General features: G+C 59.1%; 9 protein-coding genes. 3 read left to right on the top strand and 6 right to left on the bottom strand.

All coding sequences use genetic code 11. The features are described from left to right. The first annotated feature begins 544 nt into the window (after nucleotides 1-544). Nucleotides 545-3241 carry an aconitate hydratase 1 gene (locus tag CBB62_02545; protein OUT41253.1) on the top strand — a complete coding sequence of 899 codons (2697 nt, stop codon included), beginning with the start codon at nucleotides 545-547 and terminating at the stop codon, nucleotides 3239-3241. 84 nt (nucleotides 3242-3325) lie between these two features. On the opposite strand, the gene CBB62_02540 is transcribed toward CBB62_02545, so the two are convergent. From CBB62_02540 to CBB62_02530, 3 genes are all read right to left on the bottom strand, one after another. Then, nucleotides 3326-3655, bottom strand: coding sequence for a hypothetical protein (locus CBB62_02540; protein OUT41252.1), 330 nt, complete (start codon nucleotides 3653-3655; stop codon nucleotides 3326-3328). 39 nt (nucleotides 3656-3694) lie between these two features. Continuing rightward, nucleotides 3695-5710 carry a hypothetical protein gene (locus tag CBB62_02535; GenBank protein ID OUT41251.1) on the bottom strand — a complete coding sequence of 672 codons (2016 nt, stop codon included), beginning with the start codon at nucleotides 5708-5710 and terminating at the stop codon, nucleotides 3695-3697. A 244-nt stretch (nucleotides 5711-5954) separates the two neighbouring features. Continuing rightward, nucleotides 5955-8177, bottom strand: a complete 2223-nt coding sequence (locus tag CBB62_02530) for a hypothetical protein (protein ID OUT41250.1) — start codon at nucleotides 8175-8177, stop codon at nucleotides 5955-5957. A 382-nt stretch (nucleotides 8178-8559) separates the two neighbouring features. Between CBB62_02530 and CBB62_02525 the strand changes: the two genes are divergently transcribed. Then, a complete protein-coding gene (locus tag CBB62_02525; GenBank protein ID OUT41249.1) occupies nucleotides 8560-10362 on the top strand; it encodes an elongation factor 4 in 1803 nt (600 codons plus the stop codon). 6 nt (nucleotides 10363-10368) lie between these two features. Here the strand turns inward: CBB62_02525 and CBB62_02520 are convergent, their stop codons facing one another. Continuing rightward, the gene (locus CBB62_02520) at nucleotides 10369-12297 is read right to left on the bottom strand and encodes a bifunctional tRNA (5-methylaminomethyl-2-thiouridine)(34)-methyltransferase MnmD/FAD-dependent 5-carboxymethylaminomethyl-2-thiouridine(34) oxidoreductase MnmC (protein OUT41248.1); all 1929 of its coding nucleotides are present in this window, start codon (nucleotides 12295-12297) and stop codon (nucleotides 10369-10371) included. A gap of 81 nt (nucleotides 12298-12378) precedes the next feature. Further along, the gene (locus CBB62_02515; protein OUT41247.1) at nucleotides 12379-13485 is read right to left on the bottom strand and encodes an alkene reductase; all 1107 of its coding nucleotides are present in this window, start codon (nucleotides 13483-13485) and stop codon (nucleotides 12379-12381) included. Between the two features lie 158 nt (nucleotides 13486-13643). Between CBB62_02515 and CBB62_02510 the strand changes: the two genes are divergently transcribed. Beyond that, complete coding sequence (locus tag CBB62_02510; protein ID OUT41246.1) at nucleotides 13644-14282, top strand: hypothetical protein; 639 nt, start codon at nucleotides 13644-13646, stop codon at nucleotides 14280-14282. Between the two features lie 17 nt (nucleotides 14283-14299). Here the strand turns inward: CBB62_02510 and CBB62_02505 are convergent, their stop codons facing one another. After that, nucleotides 14300-16204 (bottom strand): hypothetical protein, encoded by a 1905-nt coding sequence (locus CBB62_02505; GenBank protein OUT41245.1) that lies wholly within the window; start codon nucleotides 16202-16204, stop codon nucleotides 14300-14302. Nucleotides 16205-16422 lie beyond the last annotated feature (218 nt).

The following is a 16422-nucleotide window of genomic DNA, read 5'->3' as shown; positions in this document are numbered from 1 at the left end:
CATAACGGTCAGGACTGAGCGAGTGCTCGAATGAACAGGATATTGTCTGGATAAAAATCGAGAACAGGTCGCGACAGACAAAAAATTCGCCAATGCATTACCGCGTGCGCGCTTAACCGACGACACGGCCCCTTATCTGAACGTTCTTCCCATATACCGGCCCTGAATTGCCAGCTTTGCTGGTCCGGGCGGCACTTTTTCAGACCCGGTTTTTGACGGGCCCGTATTTGTTTGCCTGCAACACTATGTTGATCCGGGGCGGATGACAACAGTAATCATCCGGCAGTTGCCAATCGGTAAACCATCGGTTTTGTTGATAAATTATGCTGCACCGCAGTGAATTTTGTCGCTATAGCGCAAAACTGCGCAACTGCCGTTTGCGGCAAACGCATATCTGGGGTAAACCCTAGAGCGATTCTAAAAGACGGTGTCGATCAGTCTTGCACGGGCCATGAGCAATTTATGGCCACCCCGGTCAAGCCACCCGATCAGCCGTCGGCGTATATATCTGTCTCGGACCAGCCCTAACCTCTAGGAGACCACCTTGGCCGCCACGAAATCCACCTACAATGCCCGCCGTGAACTGACGGTCGATGGCGAAACCTACAGCTACTACAGCCTCAAGGCCGCAGCTGAAAAGCTGGGCGATATTTCCCGCCTGCCTTTCACCCTGAAAGTGCTGCTTGAGAACCTGCTCCGCTATGAAGACGGTCGCACCGTCAATGCCGAGGATGTGGCTGCGGTTGCCGAATGGCTGAAAGAGAAGAAGAGCACCAAGGAAATCGCCTATCGCCCGGCCCGGGTTCTGATGCAGGATTTCACCGGCGTTCCGGCGGTCGTCGATCTCGCCGCCATGCGCGATGCGATGGTCGGCATGGGCGGTGATGCCACCCAGATCAACCCGCTCTCCGCTGTTGACCTCGTCATCGACCACTCGGTCATGGTTGACGAATTCGGTTCAGCGAAAGCCTTCCAGCTCAATGTTGAGCGTGAGTTCGAGCGCAACGGCGAACGTTATGAGTTCCTGCGCTGGGGTCAGGAAGCATTCGACAATTTCCGCGTCGTGCCACCGGGCACCGGTATCTGCCACCAGGTGAACCTCGAATATCTGGCCCAGACCGTCTGGACCGGCAAGGATCCGGCTGATCCATCCGCCAACTGCGCCTACCCTGACACGCTCGTCGGTACCGACAGCCACACCACTATGGTCAACGGCCTCGCCGTTCTCGGCTGGGGTGTCGGCGGGATCGAGGCCGAGGCTGCCATGCTCGGCCAGCCGGTCTCCATGCTGATCCCGGAAGTCATCGGCTTCCGCCTGACCGGCAAGCTGCCTGAGGGTGCCACCGCTACCGACCTCGTGCTGACCGTGACCCAGATGCTGCGCGCCCGCGGTGTGGTTGGCAAGTTCGTCGAGTTCTTCGGTTCCGGCATCTCGCAGATGAGCCTCGCCGACCGTGCCACCATCGGCAACATGGCGCCTGAATACGGCGCCACCTGCGGCTTCTTCCCGATCGATGACGAAACCCTGCGTTACCTCCGCTTTACCGGTCGTGACGAAGCACGGGTCAAGCTGGTTGAAGCCTATGCCAAGGAACAGGGCATGTGGCTCGATGCCAGTGCACCGGAGCCGGTCTATACCGATACCCTCGAACTCGATCTCGGCGACGTCGTACCGTCAATCGCCGGTCCGAAGCGCCCGCAGGACCGTATCCTGCTGAGCGAAGCCGCTGCATCCTTCAAGAAAGAACTCAACGGCCAGTTCGCGGTCGATGATGTGAACAGGGAAGTGCCGGTTGCCGGTACCGATTACAGCATCGGTCATGGTGACGTGGTGATCGCCGCGATCACTTCCTGCACCAACACCTCCAACCCGAACGTCATGCTCGCCGCCGGTCTGGTTGCCCGCAATGCCCGCGCCAAGGGCATGAAGGTCAAGCCATGGGTCAAGACCTCACTGGCACCGGGCAGCCAGGTCGTTACCGACTATCTGGCAAAAGCCGAGCTGCAGGACGATCTCGACGCCATGGGCTTTAACCTTGTCGGTTATGGCTGCACCACCTGTATCGGTAACTCCGGTCCACTGCCCGAGCCGATCTCCAAGGCGATCAGCGAAGGCAATCTGGTTGCAACCTCGGTCCTGTCCGGGAACCGCAACTTTGAAGGCCGGATCAGCCCGGATGTGCGCGCCAACTATCTGGCGTCACCACCACTGGTCGTCGCCTATGCCCTCGCCGGCAACATGAATGTCGACATCATGAATGACCCGCTCGGTCAGGACAGCGACGGCAATGACGTGTTCCTGAAAGACATCTGGCCATCAACCGCCGAGATTCAGGAAGTCATGTCCAGGAGCCTGACCCGCGACATGTTCGTCGAGCGTTATTCCGACGTCTTCAAGGGACCGGAAGAATGGCAGGCGATCAAGGTCGGCGGCGGTCTGACCTATTCATGGGACGAAAGCTCGACCTATGTGCAGAACCCGCCGTTCTTCCAGGGCATGAGCCCGGAACCGGAAGCGGTTGCCGATGTGAAGGGTGCACGCATGCTGGCCAAGCTGGCCGACAGTGTCACCACCGACCACATCTCACCGGCCGGTTCGATCAAGAAGGACAGCCCTGCCGGTGAATACCTGCTCGAGTATCAGGTACGCCCGCATGACTTCAACTCCTACGGCGCGCGTCGCGGTAATGACAAGATCATGACCCGCGGTACCTTCGCTAATATCCGCATCAAGAACGAGATGCTGGACGGGGTTGAGGGTGGTTACACCAAGCACTACCCATCTGGTGACCAGCTGCCGATCTTCGATGCCGCCATGCGTTACAAGTCCGAGAATGTGCCGCTGATCGTCATGGCCGGTAAGGAATACGGCACCGGTTCTTCCCGTGACTGGGCTGCCAAAGGCACCCGCCTGCTCGGCGTCAAGGCCGTGATCGCCGAGAGCTTCGAGCGTATCCACCGCTCCAACCTCGTCGGCATGGGCGTGCTGCCACTGCAGTTCAAGGATGGCGTCACCCGCGACAGCCTGAAACTGACCGGCACCGAAACCTTCGATGTCAACGGCATCGGCGACGGCCTCAAGCCACGCGGCGATGTCACCCTGACCATCCATCGCACCGATGGTTCAAGCGAGGATGTGAGCCTGCTGTGCCGCATCGATACGCTGGACGAACTGGAGTACTACCGCAATGGCGGCATCCTGCACTATGTCCTGCGCAACATCGCCAAGGCAGCCGCGTAAAACCGGCTGAAACCTGAATACGAAAAAGCCCCGGCGGAGCAATCCACCGGGGCTTTTTTCATGTCTGTAATCAGTATGGTTTGGCTAGTCCTGTGCGATCAGGGCGCCATAGGCGTGAAGCACATCCTGCTGACCACCCTTTTTCGATGCCTTGGGCAGTTCAGCGACCATAATCTCTTCCTGTTCGCGCAGGCGCTTCATGGCTTCCGGATTGATCTTGCTGATCCGCATCAACTGACCTGAACCGCGGTTCAGGATAGCCTCGTTCCGACTGCCGGAGAGTTGCAATCGGGGCGTCGTGCCGGGCGGTTCTTCCTGACCGTCCAGCACCAGCATCAGCTCGCCGCGATTGTTTTCGACAACGTCATGTTCAGCGACATCGATCACGTCACGGATATTGGAAACGTTGCTCATGGTCTAAAGCCTCCAGACCAGTTTCCCGATCTGCCCTGTCTAGTTGGTTGGTGCCGGGGCTGGTGCCTGCTCCGGACCGCGCGCCATATCTTTTCTGCGCTGACGACCTTCCACCAGTTCGCCAAGTTTGCCAAGCTTTCTGTACGCATAGCCGCCAAGCAACTGGCCCTGTTCCTTGGTCATCTTGTTATCATAGACCATGGTCTGGATGTTCACCGCGATGAATTGCTCCAACCGGTTGGTAACACCCGCATTGACACCATTATGCTTGCGGTCGGCGAGACGACCGACATCGCGGGCGGCATCGCTGCCGGTAACCGACAAATGGTTCTGGGCATTGGTGATCGCCTCATTGCCGAGGCCTTTCAGATCAGCCGCAATCTGGCTGAAGCCAAGGCTCTTGGTCAGGCCCGGATCAATATCGGCCATAGCCTTGACGACCTTGGCAAGACCGACAGCAGCATCGGCTGCGGTACGGTTGTCAGAAATCTCAATGGCAGCCGGAACAGAGCTTGAATTCTCTGGTGCATAAGGTTCGGCAGGGATGCTGTCGATAACCGATTGGGCATCCTGCGGCTCGGCACCATCGCGGCCCCAGTGATCAATATCGTCAGCCAGCTTGCGCACCTGTTGACCGGCACGGGCAGCGAGCAGCGCTTCGCTGGTGTTCTTGTCGACCAGACCGAATTGCAGCGCAATATCACCGGTTTTTGGGAAGCCTGCTGGCATATCACCGCGATCCAGCGCCTTGCCGGCGGCGTAGAGGTCGCGCTGGGTAACGCCAACATCCTGCATCGCCTGGTGAAGGTCCTGATAGGAGGTGATTGCCGAAATATCAGTGTCGGGTGCTGCAGCAGCGACAGCCAGCAGCTTGCCCTGAATGTCGGCAGCGGCCTGACGGTCAAACTCACCATACTTGTTGACGACTTCGCCCGGTGCCTCGTCAAAAACCTTGGCAACACGGGCCGCCTTGTTCTTCTGACCGAAATAGGTTTCACCCAGAGCGCCATCAACAGCACCGCGAACGATGCCAACAACCGCACCCTTGGCGGCATTGACAGCCCGCTCGGCGAGTTGAGCGGTCTGGCTCAGTTTCATGCTGAACCACTCGGCAACAGGTGCCTTGACGCCTTCGATAGCAGCAGCCGTTTCGGCCTTCATTTCATCTGCGACGATTTCCTTAACCGTATCGACAGAGTCGGAAAGGCTGGCAATAGAGGCATCATATTCAGCCGCCTTGGCCCGGCCTGCCTCTGCGGCAGTCGTCACGGCATCTGCTTCGGCAGTCTTGAATGTCTGCTTGGCACTGGTCAGTTCGTCCTGGGCCTTGCTGCGGGCATCGGCGATTGCCTTGCGCTTTTCCTCGGCCTTGGCTTTGGCGAACTGCTCGGCAAAGGTGATGTCCTGAGCGTGCTCGTCCTCAAATTCCTGCAACTCGTTCTCGGCCTTGATAACGGCAGCGGATTTCGACTTCAGCTCGGCCTGCATTGCTTCACGGCGTGCTTTCAGTTTTTCACGCAGATCATCACCCTCGAGCCCCTCGGTCTCGGCAGCAAGATCGGCACCGGCCTTTTTGCCAACGCCTTTGTTGTCTTTTGCGGCTTCCTGCGCGTCGCGCAGCGCCTGCTGGAGACGGGCGCGCTCGTTCTCAACGGTGTCGTCGAGGGCAACGCTGTAAGCTTCGTCATAAGCCTGCTTGGCAAGTTTGCGCGCTTGCCGTGAATCAGCCTTGGCAGCATCGAAAGCAGCCTGCGCCTCATCGAGCTTCTGTTTCGGCTCCTTAATCGCTTCGTCATAGGCAGCATCAGCGGCCAGCCCGGCCTGTTCGACCTGCTCTTCCTCAAGTGCCTCAAGATCTTCCCGAGCCTTGATCACACGGTCATCCCAGCGAACCAGCTTTGGCTTGATGGCTTGCAAAAAGCGCATGAATGGACGTTCGGTCATTGGCACCCGGCGTTCACCGCCCGGAAAGACATTCATGTCCTCGGTGATGGTGCTCTTGTTGGCTGACTCATCACCAAAGGTTGGTTCAATGCGGTTGCGCAGATCTGACATTATTTCTCATCCCCAATTTGCTGCCCCGATGTGCAGCCTCGTGTTTGCCTGACAGCAAAGTCCATTGCCCGAACAGTTGCGTATGCAGATATTGATACGCTTTAACGAAAGCCGACAGCTTTTTTTCGTAAAATATACCCGTCGCGCGATGACAACTGCCACAGCCTCCTGTTAGCCCAGCAGGCAGAAAGCGTCGAGCGCAGGCTCCACGCTCAATTTACATGGCAGTTATGCCGTAAACTGATCAGTCGGCGTAGATATCGAGCAGACTGGTGGTCGGCTGCAGCCCCTGATACCCGCGAATGCGCATCCGTCCGGTTGTCGGGTTCAGATCAACCGCAAGCCGGGTTTCGGGGTTGAGGATCGGGTGGACCAGCCATTCATCGGCATCGATCCCCTTGTTGATCCGACTCTTCATGGCGACCAGACGCTCATTGCTCTGATAGGCCATAACCGTGCCGCGGAACTCATTGTTCAACCAGTGGTTGGTAACAGCGGGCGCGCGTTTTTGCGTGCTCTTGGAATTTTCGGTCCGTTCAATGATCGAAAACTCACCCTCCTGCGTGCCGAGAACCGAGAAGATGGCCGGATAGGCAATCGGGGTCCGCTCGATCATTTCAACCGCAGAATCAAAGTCCTCACATTCATCAAAGACCTTGCGCAACAGCAGGCCCGGCGGCACGCCCTTCTGTCCCCACCATTTCAGCTTGCTCATCGGCCAGGCGAGATAGCCAGGGCCCTTGCCATTGATCGGCGCATGGTTGATGGCAGCGGCAAACCGTCCGGGTGCCACGCCCTGCAGACACCCGACATAGCCGGGCCAGGTGACATTGACCCACATACCGGCTGGCGCATGTCGGCGAGCAGCAACGGCAAGTCGGCCAAGTCCGTCCAGTTTCCAGTCGAGTGTATGCAGCAGACGGCTGCCGCCCTCGGGGTCCTCGACCGCGCCGGTTGTGCAGGCCATCTCAAAGGCCAGATTGATAACATAGGTGCCGGGATCGCCCTGCAGGGCCGTGGAAACACCGTCAATCTCCAGACGATAGGGTACGGATGCCTTGTCAGCCCACTTCTTGCAGGCACCATCGACAAATTTCAGCCCCTTCTCGGTCAGCTTGCGGACAGCCAGGTCATGAACGGCCCGCAGCCGCTTTGGATAGGCCTCGGCGAGCTTGTGGAAACCGCCTTCACCAATGTCGATCAGCGGTACACCCGGTCCACGTTGACGCTTTTTCTTCTTTGCGCGCGGTGGCGGCGGTGGGGCCTCGTCTTCATCATCCTCGTCATCAAAGTCTCGGGCGGTTTCATCAACCATGACAGCCGCAGCAGCTGCAGCACCAGCCACAGCACCGGCCGTGGCAAACTCGTCGTCATCCTGATCACCAAGATCCACCGGCTCCGCATCTGCAGAGGCCGCGACCATGTCGTCATCGTCGGCTTCCTGCTCGACAACTGGTTCCGCAGCTATGTCAGCGGTAGTTTCAGACGGGCTGATGCCATCATCATCACCAAGACCGGCAACGGCATCACTGCTCGGCATCAGATCATCATCATCCCCAGCACTATCGCCGCTATCAAAACCTGACATATCCGCAGATGCGGCCATATCATCAGGCACATCTGCCGGTGTCGGTACCGGTTCTTCAAAATCATCAAAACCATCGGTTCGCGATGATTTGGCGCTGAGCATCGCATCCAGATCATTATCAGCCGACGCTTCTGGCGCTGCTGCCTGTTCAACCGCGGCCTCAATCTCGGCTTCAGGTTCAATGTCGATGTCAGGGGTTACAGGCTCCGGCTCATCAACCGCTGCTGCCGGAACCTCATTATCCAATGCGGCATCCGCCGTTTCGAAATCGTCAGTCTCTGCCGCGAATTCATCATCATGATCATCGTCGGCAGCCTCTGTGCCCGATACCGCATCGGCATCCGCGCCTGCCGTAAACTCATCGGCGTCAAATTCGTCAGTCTCGAAATCATCATCTGACCCGGCATCGTCATCTGATCCATCATCTGCATCTGCTGCAGCAACCGGCTCAGCGGCAAAGTCATCAGCCTCGAAATCATCAGACTCGAAATCGTCACCGCTATCATCGTTATCAGCACTCGCCGCGAGCGGCTCTGCCGGTTCGGCAGCCTCAGGCTCGCCCGGTGCCGGTGCATTCATGTCATCGGCGATTTCATCGGAAATATCGTCGAAATCATCATCCATATGCGGCTCTGCCGCTGGTCCGTCATCATCGGCCATGGCATCGACTTCGGCATCAAGCTCTGCTGCTACTTCCTCGAGTTCATCATCTATCTCGCCATCATCGGCGAAGGGGTCATCATCATCACCGAACTGGTCCAGCCCGGCAGCCTCGTCGAAATCATCAAAATCGTCGAAATCGTCGAAGTCATCGAATTCGTCAGAGCCGTTATTGCCGGCTGGCTTGCCACCCTGTTTGTTATCGGAATCTGACGTCATCTAAAACTCACCAAACATGAACCGGAGATACCCCGTGAACCGGACCGGTAACCCTGCCTGAGACAGCAAACAAACATACGCAAGCTGGCAGACAGTCCTCGATACCATATCAAACACTAGAGGCATCAGGGAATTGAGCAATGCGGTTCTGCCTATCTCAAGCATTTTGTTGAAAGATTGTTGCCAATAGAACGGCCTTTCGCCGCCTCTGCACTGCCCCAATCGGATCAAAACCGTGTGATCGGCGATGAAACCGCCAGAAACGACGTCCGGTGATTGCTGTTTCCCCGGTTTCACTCTATTTAATGGCGATAAGGCGCATTAGCCGCTAAACATGCGGCCAAACCTGTCCCAACCCCGTTTTTGCAAGAGCATTCCGTTCATGGCCACACGTGACCATATCCGCAACTTTGCCATCATCGCCCATATCGACCATGGCAAATCCACCCTTGCCGACCGTCTGATCGAGACCTGCGGCGGGCTGAACGAACGCGAGATGAGCTCGCAGGTGCTCGACAGCATGGATATCGAGCGTGAACGCGGCATCACGATCAAGGCGCAATCCGTGCGCCTGCTGTACAAGGCCGATGACGGGATCGAATACCAGCTCAACCTGATGGACACCCCGGGCCATGTCGACTTCGCCTATGAGGTCAGCCGGTCGCTTGCGGCCTGCGAAGGCTCGCTGCTGATCGTCGATGCCAGTCAGGGCGTTGAGGCCCAGACGCTGGCCAATGTCTACAAGGCGATCGAGAACGATCACGAGATCATCCCGGTGATCAACAAGATCGACCTGCCCGCCGCGGAACCAGACCGGGTGCGCGAACAGATCGAGGATGTGATCGGCATCGACGCCTCTGACGCCATCCTGTGTTCGGCCAAGACCGGCGAGGGCATCCATGACCTGCTCGAAGCCATCGTCAAGCGCCTGAATCCACCGGAATATGAACCGGAGAGCCGCCCGCAGGCGCTGCTCGTCGACAGCTGGTATGACAGCTATCTCGGTGTCGTCATGCTGATCCGCATGATGCAGGGCACACTGAAAACTGGCCAGACCGTGAAATTCATGTCCACGGGTGCCGAGCGACTGCTCGACCGGGTCGGCGTGTTCTCACCCAAACCACAGATTATCGGCCAACTCGGCCCCGGCGAGATGGGCTTCCTGACCGCCGGTATGAAGGACATTCAGGATGCACGGGTCGGTGACACCATCACCGATGCCAAGAAACCGGCCAGTGAGATGCTGCCCGGCTTCCAACCGTCCATTCCGGTCGTCTTCTGCTCCCTGTTCCCGGCTGACAGCTCCGAGTTCGAGCATCTGCGCGACAGCCTTGGCAAACTCCGCCTCAACGATGCCAGCTTCCATTACGAGGCCGAAACCTCGGCAGCACTCGGCTACGGTTTCCGCTGCGGCTTCCTCGGCCTGCTGCATATGGAAATCATTCAGGAGCGCCTCGACCGCGAGTTCAATCTCGACATGATCGCTACCGCCCCGTCCGTGGTCTATCGCATCCACAAGACCGACGGGAAAATGATCGAGATGTACAACCCCGCCGATATGCCGGATGTGGTGCATATCGACAAGATCGAGGAGCCGTGGATCAAGGCCACCATCCTCGTCCCGGATGATTATCTCGGCGGCATCCTGAAACTGTGTCAGGACCGGCGCGGTGAACAGATCGACCTGACCTATGCCGGCAACCGGGCCATGGTGGTCTATCGCCTGCCGCTGTCGGAAGTGGTCTTCGACTTCTATGACCGTCTGAAATCAATCAGCCGCGGCTATGCCAGCTTTGACTACCAGATGGATGACTACCGGGCCGATGATCTGGTCAAGATGAACATCATGGTCAATCAGGAGCCGGTGGACGCGCTCGCCATGATGGTGCACCGCTCGGTGGCCGAAAAGCGTGGCCGCGACCTGTGCGAACGCCTCAAGGACCTGATCCCGAAACAGCTGTTCAAGATCGCCATTCAGGCCGCGATCGGTGGCAAGGTCATCGCCCGTGAGACCGTCTCTGCCATGCGCAAGGACGTGACCGCGAAATGCTATGGCGGCGACATCAGCCGGAAGCGCAAGCTGCTGGAGAAACAGAAGGCGGGTAAGAAAAAGATGCGCCAGTTCGGCAATGTCGAAATCCCCCAAAGCGCCTTCATCGCCGCCCTCAAGATGGGCGACGAGTAAACCGGCCTAAACCGTTACCTGTCCGCGCTTGGCGGCCCGCTCGAGAAATCGGGCGGGGGCGATGGCGGCTGCCGTGGTGTCGGCCATGGACAGGGGTTCGTCAAACAGGCTGGCGCAGATGGTTTCGGCACAGATCGGGGCAGTAACGAGGCCGGTTGAGCCGAGGCCGGTGAGCAGATAAAGGCCCGGCAGGACCGCAGCGATATTTTCCGGGTCAGGGGCCGGTCCGGCGAGCGGCAGATGGTCCGGGGTCGTGGCACGCAGCGCCGCCCGGCTGTCGATCACATGCCCGAGCATCCCGGCAAGTGCCGGCATGGCGGCAGCCAGCGCCGCACGGTTGCCCTCATCGCTGTCATCGCGCACATCCGGCCAGTTGGCCGGGATCGCGTCATCCCAGTGGTCATAGCTCGCCCCGACAATCCGGCGGCCATCAATGACCGGTGAGAGATAATGTCCGAAGGTGGTGATGCAGTTCGGACCGTGGCCCGCCTCGGCGGCCAGTTCAGTGATCTGGCCACGTTTCGGACGCAGCGGCTGCCAGTCCAGTTGCGAATAAAGGCGACTGTCCAGCCCATTGGCGACAATCACCACATCGGCACTCAGCATCACCTCACCCGTCGCATCGAACAGGTCCCAGCCACTATCGCTTGGCCTAATCCGGGCAACAGCCTTGTCAATCACAGTAATCGCCTCATGCTGGCGCAGGGCCTGACACAGGCGATGGGGGCGGACCCAGCCCGCCTCGGGCAGCCACAGTCCGCCATGCTCATTGCCTGTACCGGTCAGGAAACACACCTGTTCGCCATCAACCACCGTGCCGCTGCGGCTCGCCACATTGGGCAGACGGGCGAGACGCTGGAACCGCGCTGCCTCATCACCGTCACGGGCCAGTTGCAGGACACCGCAATCGGTTAGAGCAGGCGCGCCATCAACCAGCGGCAGGCGATCATACCACGCCGTCGCAAAGCGCCAGGCGCTGCGGTTGAAATCGCTGACCGGATCATCACCCAGATGCAGGCGTGGCATAACGATGCCCACCGGATTGCCCGATGCCGCCCGCTCCAGCCCCGGATGCGGATCGATAACCGTTACCGCCTGTCCGCGCGCGGCCAGTGCCGCCGCCATCGCCGATCCGGCAATCCCGGCACCGATAATGGCAAAGCGCCGGTCAGGCAGCGGCTCCGGTCGGATCAGCGCTTCCCGGTGCGCCACCAGCATATCGCGCTTGCGCCCGAAACCGGGAGCCTTGTTACAGGCAAAGCCGCGGGCCGAGAGTCGGTCGCGAACCGCGCGGGCGACGGTAAAGCTCGCCGCCACAGCATCCGGAGCACTCAACCGAGCCACCTGATCCATGACTTCCTCGCGCCACATCTCCGGGTTCTTCGAGGGCGAAAAACCATCGAGAAACCACGCATCGACACGCGCCTGCAACTGGCCAAACATGGCCGCCGCCTCACCGATCAGCAGGGTCAGACACACCCGCCCACCGTCAAACACCAGCCGGTGCACACCCGGCTCCGGCGGTGGATACTGGGTCAGCAGCCCGGCGCGCAGATCGCCCAGCTCGGGCCATTCATCAAGGGCACGGGTCATATCCGACTTGGTCAGCGGATAGGCCTCGACCGAAATCAGGTTCAGTTGCCGGCACTGACCCGGGCTGTCGCGAAAGGCCTGCCATGTGGCCAGCATGTTGAGACCGGTGCCAAACCCGGTCTCGGCAATGGTGAAGTGATCCCGGTTCTGCCACCGCTCGGGCAGGCCACAGCCTTTCAGAAACACATGGCGTGTCTCGTCCAGCCCGCCATCGCGGGAGAAATAGACATCGCCAAACCGGTCGGAGACCAGCGCACCATCCTCGCGCCAGCGCGGTTCCGGGCCGGTTTCACCTGTGTTTTTGTCTGCCTTGTCGTCTGGGGGCGTTTCGTGATCACTCATGAGGGCGGAAGATACCGATGAGCGGACAAAAGAAAAGAGGCGCTGACAGCGCCCCTTCACTTTATCGGTACGGATTGTGGCTTATGCGGCCTGTTCATCCGCCAGTGCCGGATAATCGGTATAGCCCTTCTCATTGCCACCATAGAAGGTCTGCTGATCCGGTTCATTGAGGTCAGCCGCCAGTTTGAAGCGTTTGGGCAGATCCGGGTTAGCAATAAACGGCCGACCGAAAGCAACGGCTGTCGCATGACCATCCCTGATCGCCGCTGCCGCCTCATCGGCATCATAATCGCCATTGGCGATATAGGCACCGGACCATGCCGCCCGCACCGCCTTGATCACCGTCTTGTTCTCAGCAGTTTGTTCCTCTCCGGGGAATTTCTCGACCACATGCAGATAGGCAAGGCCGTAGCGACCAAGCGCCTTGGCTGCGGCGACAAAGGTTTCGGTCGGGTTGCTGTCACTCATATCGTTGAAACCGCCGGTCGGCGACAGGCGGACACCGACCCGGTCAGCGCCAAGCACATCAACCACGGCCTCGACCACCTCATCCAGCAACCGGATGCGGTTTTCAACCGGACCGCCATAGCTGTCACTGCGCTTGTTGCTGCCATCACGCAGGAACTGATCGAGCAGATAACCATTGGCACCGTGAACCTCGACGCCGTCAAACCCCGCCGCCTTGGCATTCTCGGCAGCCTGACGATATTGCCCGATTGTCGTTTTGATATCCTCAACGGTCATGGCGCGCGGTTCGGATACATCGGTCATGCCCGTCTCGATAAAGGTCTGGGACTTGGCCCGAATAGCCGAGGGGGCCATCGGTTGCTCACCATTCGGCAGCAGTGAGGTATGGCTGATCCGGCCCACATGCCAGAGCTGGAGCACGATCTTGCCACCGGCGGCATGGACCGCCTCGGTAGTCTCGCGCCATTTGGCAACCTGTTCGGGTGAATGAATACCGGGCGTATTGAGGTATCCCTTACCGAAAGGGCTGATCTGCGTCGCCTCGGTGATAATCACACCGGCCCCGGCCCGCTGGGTGTAATATTCGGCGGCGAGATCACCGGGCGTACCGTCGGGATTGGCCCGGTTGCGGGTCAATGGGGCCATCAGCACCCGGTTGGCAGATTTGATAGAGCCAAAGGCAACAGTCTCGAAAAGCACAGAATTATGCGCGTCAGTCATGGTAATGTTCCTGTGTTCCGGATTAAGCGGCGAAGCGACAGCGACTGCCGATGCCGCAGTAATCCCAGTTGGTGGGTTTGATTACTGACGTGGTTGCACAAGCCGACCTTCGCAACTGGTAAATTTGTGCGCTGCGGGAAATACAGCATGTATCAATAATGCAGGAACCATCGCATCACCGCCGATCCTTCCTCCGTAGCCTGACCGCGGCCACTGCCACGCTTGCCCTGCCCGCCACCCTGACCGCATGTGGCCAGGGCGCGGCCCCGGCCCCGCCGCCGGGTGTGCAGATCGCTCCCGATCCGCCCTTGCAGCAGAAGATCCCACCGCTGGTGCTGAAGGATGAAGACGGCGAGGTTATTACCGGGCTTGCCAGCTTTGATATAACCGCGCGGGTACTCTCGACCAAACGCTATCGCTGGGATGCCAGCGCCCGCTATTCTCCCCTCGATATCGCCTTCGGCTGGGGGCCGATGTCGGATACCGCCGTGATCGAGAAACTGTCGATCGGCCAGCACTGGCGCTTCGGCTATGTGTCATGGCGCGGTGCCCCGCCGGTTGCCGAGCATCAAATCTTCGATAATTTTAGCAACTGCCATATCGTCCCGGCCACCGGTAACAACCGGCGCATTATGCTGGGCGTTCGCGCCAATGAGTTGCTGCGCCTCAGCGGCTATCTGATCCGGATTGAACGCGATGATGGCTGGCGATGGCAGAGCTCACTATCCCGGCGCGATAACGGACCGGGTGCTTGTGAGGTAATTTACGTAATTGATGCCGCTGTCATGCCGGTCTGATCGGTACGGGGGCAGGATCATTCGTGATCGTGCGTGCCGCGTTCCTGCTTGATCGTCGCTTCCCGAACGATACTGGTCAGGATATTGCCAAGCTCGCTGGTCTCGGTGCTGAGTTCATCGGCATTGCTCTTGACGAACTGGGCCAGACGGCTGGTTTCGCCGACTTCCTGCAACAGCCGCTGCATACGGTTGGCAACGTCCTGGCTGACATTGGCAGAATGGCGAATGGCCGAGGCGATTTCCTGGGTCGACGCCATCTGCTCATTGATGCTGGCGGCAATGGTATTCGAGATTTCACCAAGGTCGCGAATTGTCTGGGTGACATCGGAGAAGGTGGCGGCCGCCTTCTCACTGCTGGCCTGAATTGCCTCAACCTGCCCGGCGATCTCGCTCGTCGCATCGGCAGTCTGCTGGGCGAGGCCTTTGACCTCGGAGGCAACCACGGCAAAACCGCGACCGGCCTCACCGGCCCGCGCCGCCTCAATCGTCGCGTTGAGCGCCAGCATATTGGTCTGGTCGGCAATGCTGGAGATGATCTCGACCACCGAACCGATCTGGGCTGCGGTATCGGCGAGGCCCTTGACCACCGATTGCACATCACCGGTTTGCGAGACCGCGATTTCGGTCTTGGTATGCGACTGGTTCACTTCCATGGCGATGGTATCAATCGCCTGTGACAGCTGACCGGCAGCGGCGGCAACGGTCTGGGCGGTTTCCAGCGCATCCTGTGCCACTTCGGTGGCCTCGGAAGCCTCGGAAGCCATCCGCCCGGAGGTGGCATCCATATCAATCGCCGCCGACTGCATCTCTCCGGCCTTGGCACCAACGATGCTGACCACCTTCTCGGTCTCACGATCGATGCTTTCGGCCATTTCCTTCAGCGCGGCATGGCGCACGGCATCAGCCTCGCGCTGGGCCCGGACACGGGCCTGTTCGGCATTATCGGCCTGAATGATGTAGTCCCGGAAGGTGCGCAACGAGGTCACAATTGCCCGCAACTCATCCATCCGGCGCAAGCGGTCGATATTTACATGCTGGTTGCCCTCGGCCAGCTCACGGGTGGCACCGGCAATTTCCCGGATCGACAGTACCGTGGCGCGACCAAGCGTGATAGCCACAACCAGCACGATCAGCAGGGCAACACCGGATGCCGCCATGAAATCACGTTTAGTTTCCTCTGCTGCCGACGATGCCTGCAGCACCCGCTTCTGACCGGCAAGGCGCATTTCCTCGACACTCTCGTTCAGCGCCTGTCCCAGCCGGGCAAAGGTATCGTCAAAGGCACGGATGCTGCGCACACCACCGGCAAGGTCGATCTCGATCAGGACCGAGAGCGTATCCACATTGAGCTTGTACTCATCCAGCCGCTCATAGACTTCCTGCAACTTCTGGCGCTGTTCGGGGGTGGCAAATTCAGCCTGATAACGCTCGATCCGGTTGAGCAGGCTGTCCACCGTATCGCGGATTGCCTCGAACTCACTGACCAGATCGACATCGGCCTCACTGGCCAGCAGGCTGGTGACCCGATAGAGCGCACCATTGACCGCAAACAGCCGCTGGTTGATGGCCGACAGCTCCAGACCACCGCGCAGGTTCTTCTCCACCACCTCATTCGCATTGAGACGCTGGGATTCAATCGCCTGACTGCCCATGGTGGTGATACCAGCCAGAAACGCCATGGCGATCAGCGGCGCGATCGAGAACTTGATGAAAAACGGCCAGTTTTTGACCCGGAAATAATCAATCGCTTCCTTCTTATGGCGCGGTTTCGGTCCGGGATTTGTCGGTTTGGGCGGCGTCATGGTCGGCGGCACAGCAGCATTGGCGGCGGCAGAGGGAACAGATGCAGGTGCAGCAGATGCACCATTACCCGCAGCCGGGCTGCTCGCTTTGCTGGTTTTCTTGAATATCGCCGGGATCATTTTATGCCGCAAAGTGGTGACGCATGGTCAGAACAGCTTGTGTTTTTCCGACCCTGTGCCCGGTCGGAAAGTCATGGCCAAGCCGCCATGCACCGGTTAGTAACACTGTTCCGATCACATGATGCCCCGAACAGCGCTGAGAAACTTGAAACCTACAAACCCGGATATTGGGGCAAAACAAGCCAAATGTTCAATCGCTTCCTGTAATTTGTATAAAC

The organism is Micavibrio sp. TMED2, assembly GCA_002168225.1.
Classification (GTDB): Bacteria; Pseudomonadota; Alphaproteobacteria; order TMED2; family TMED2; genus TMED2.
Note: the sequence above shows the minus strand (reverse complement) of the source record. Positions and strands in the feature narration are given on the sequence as shown.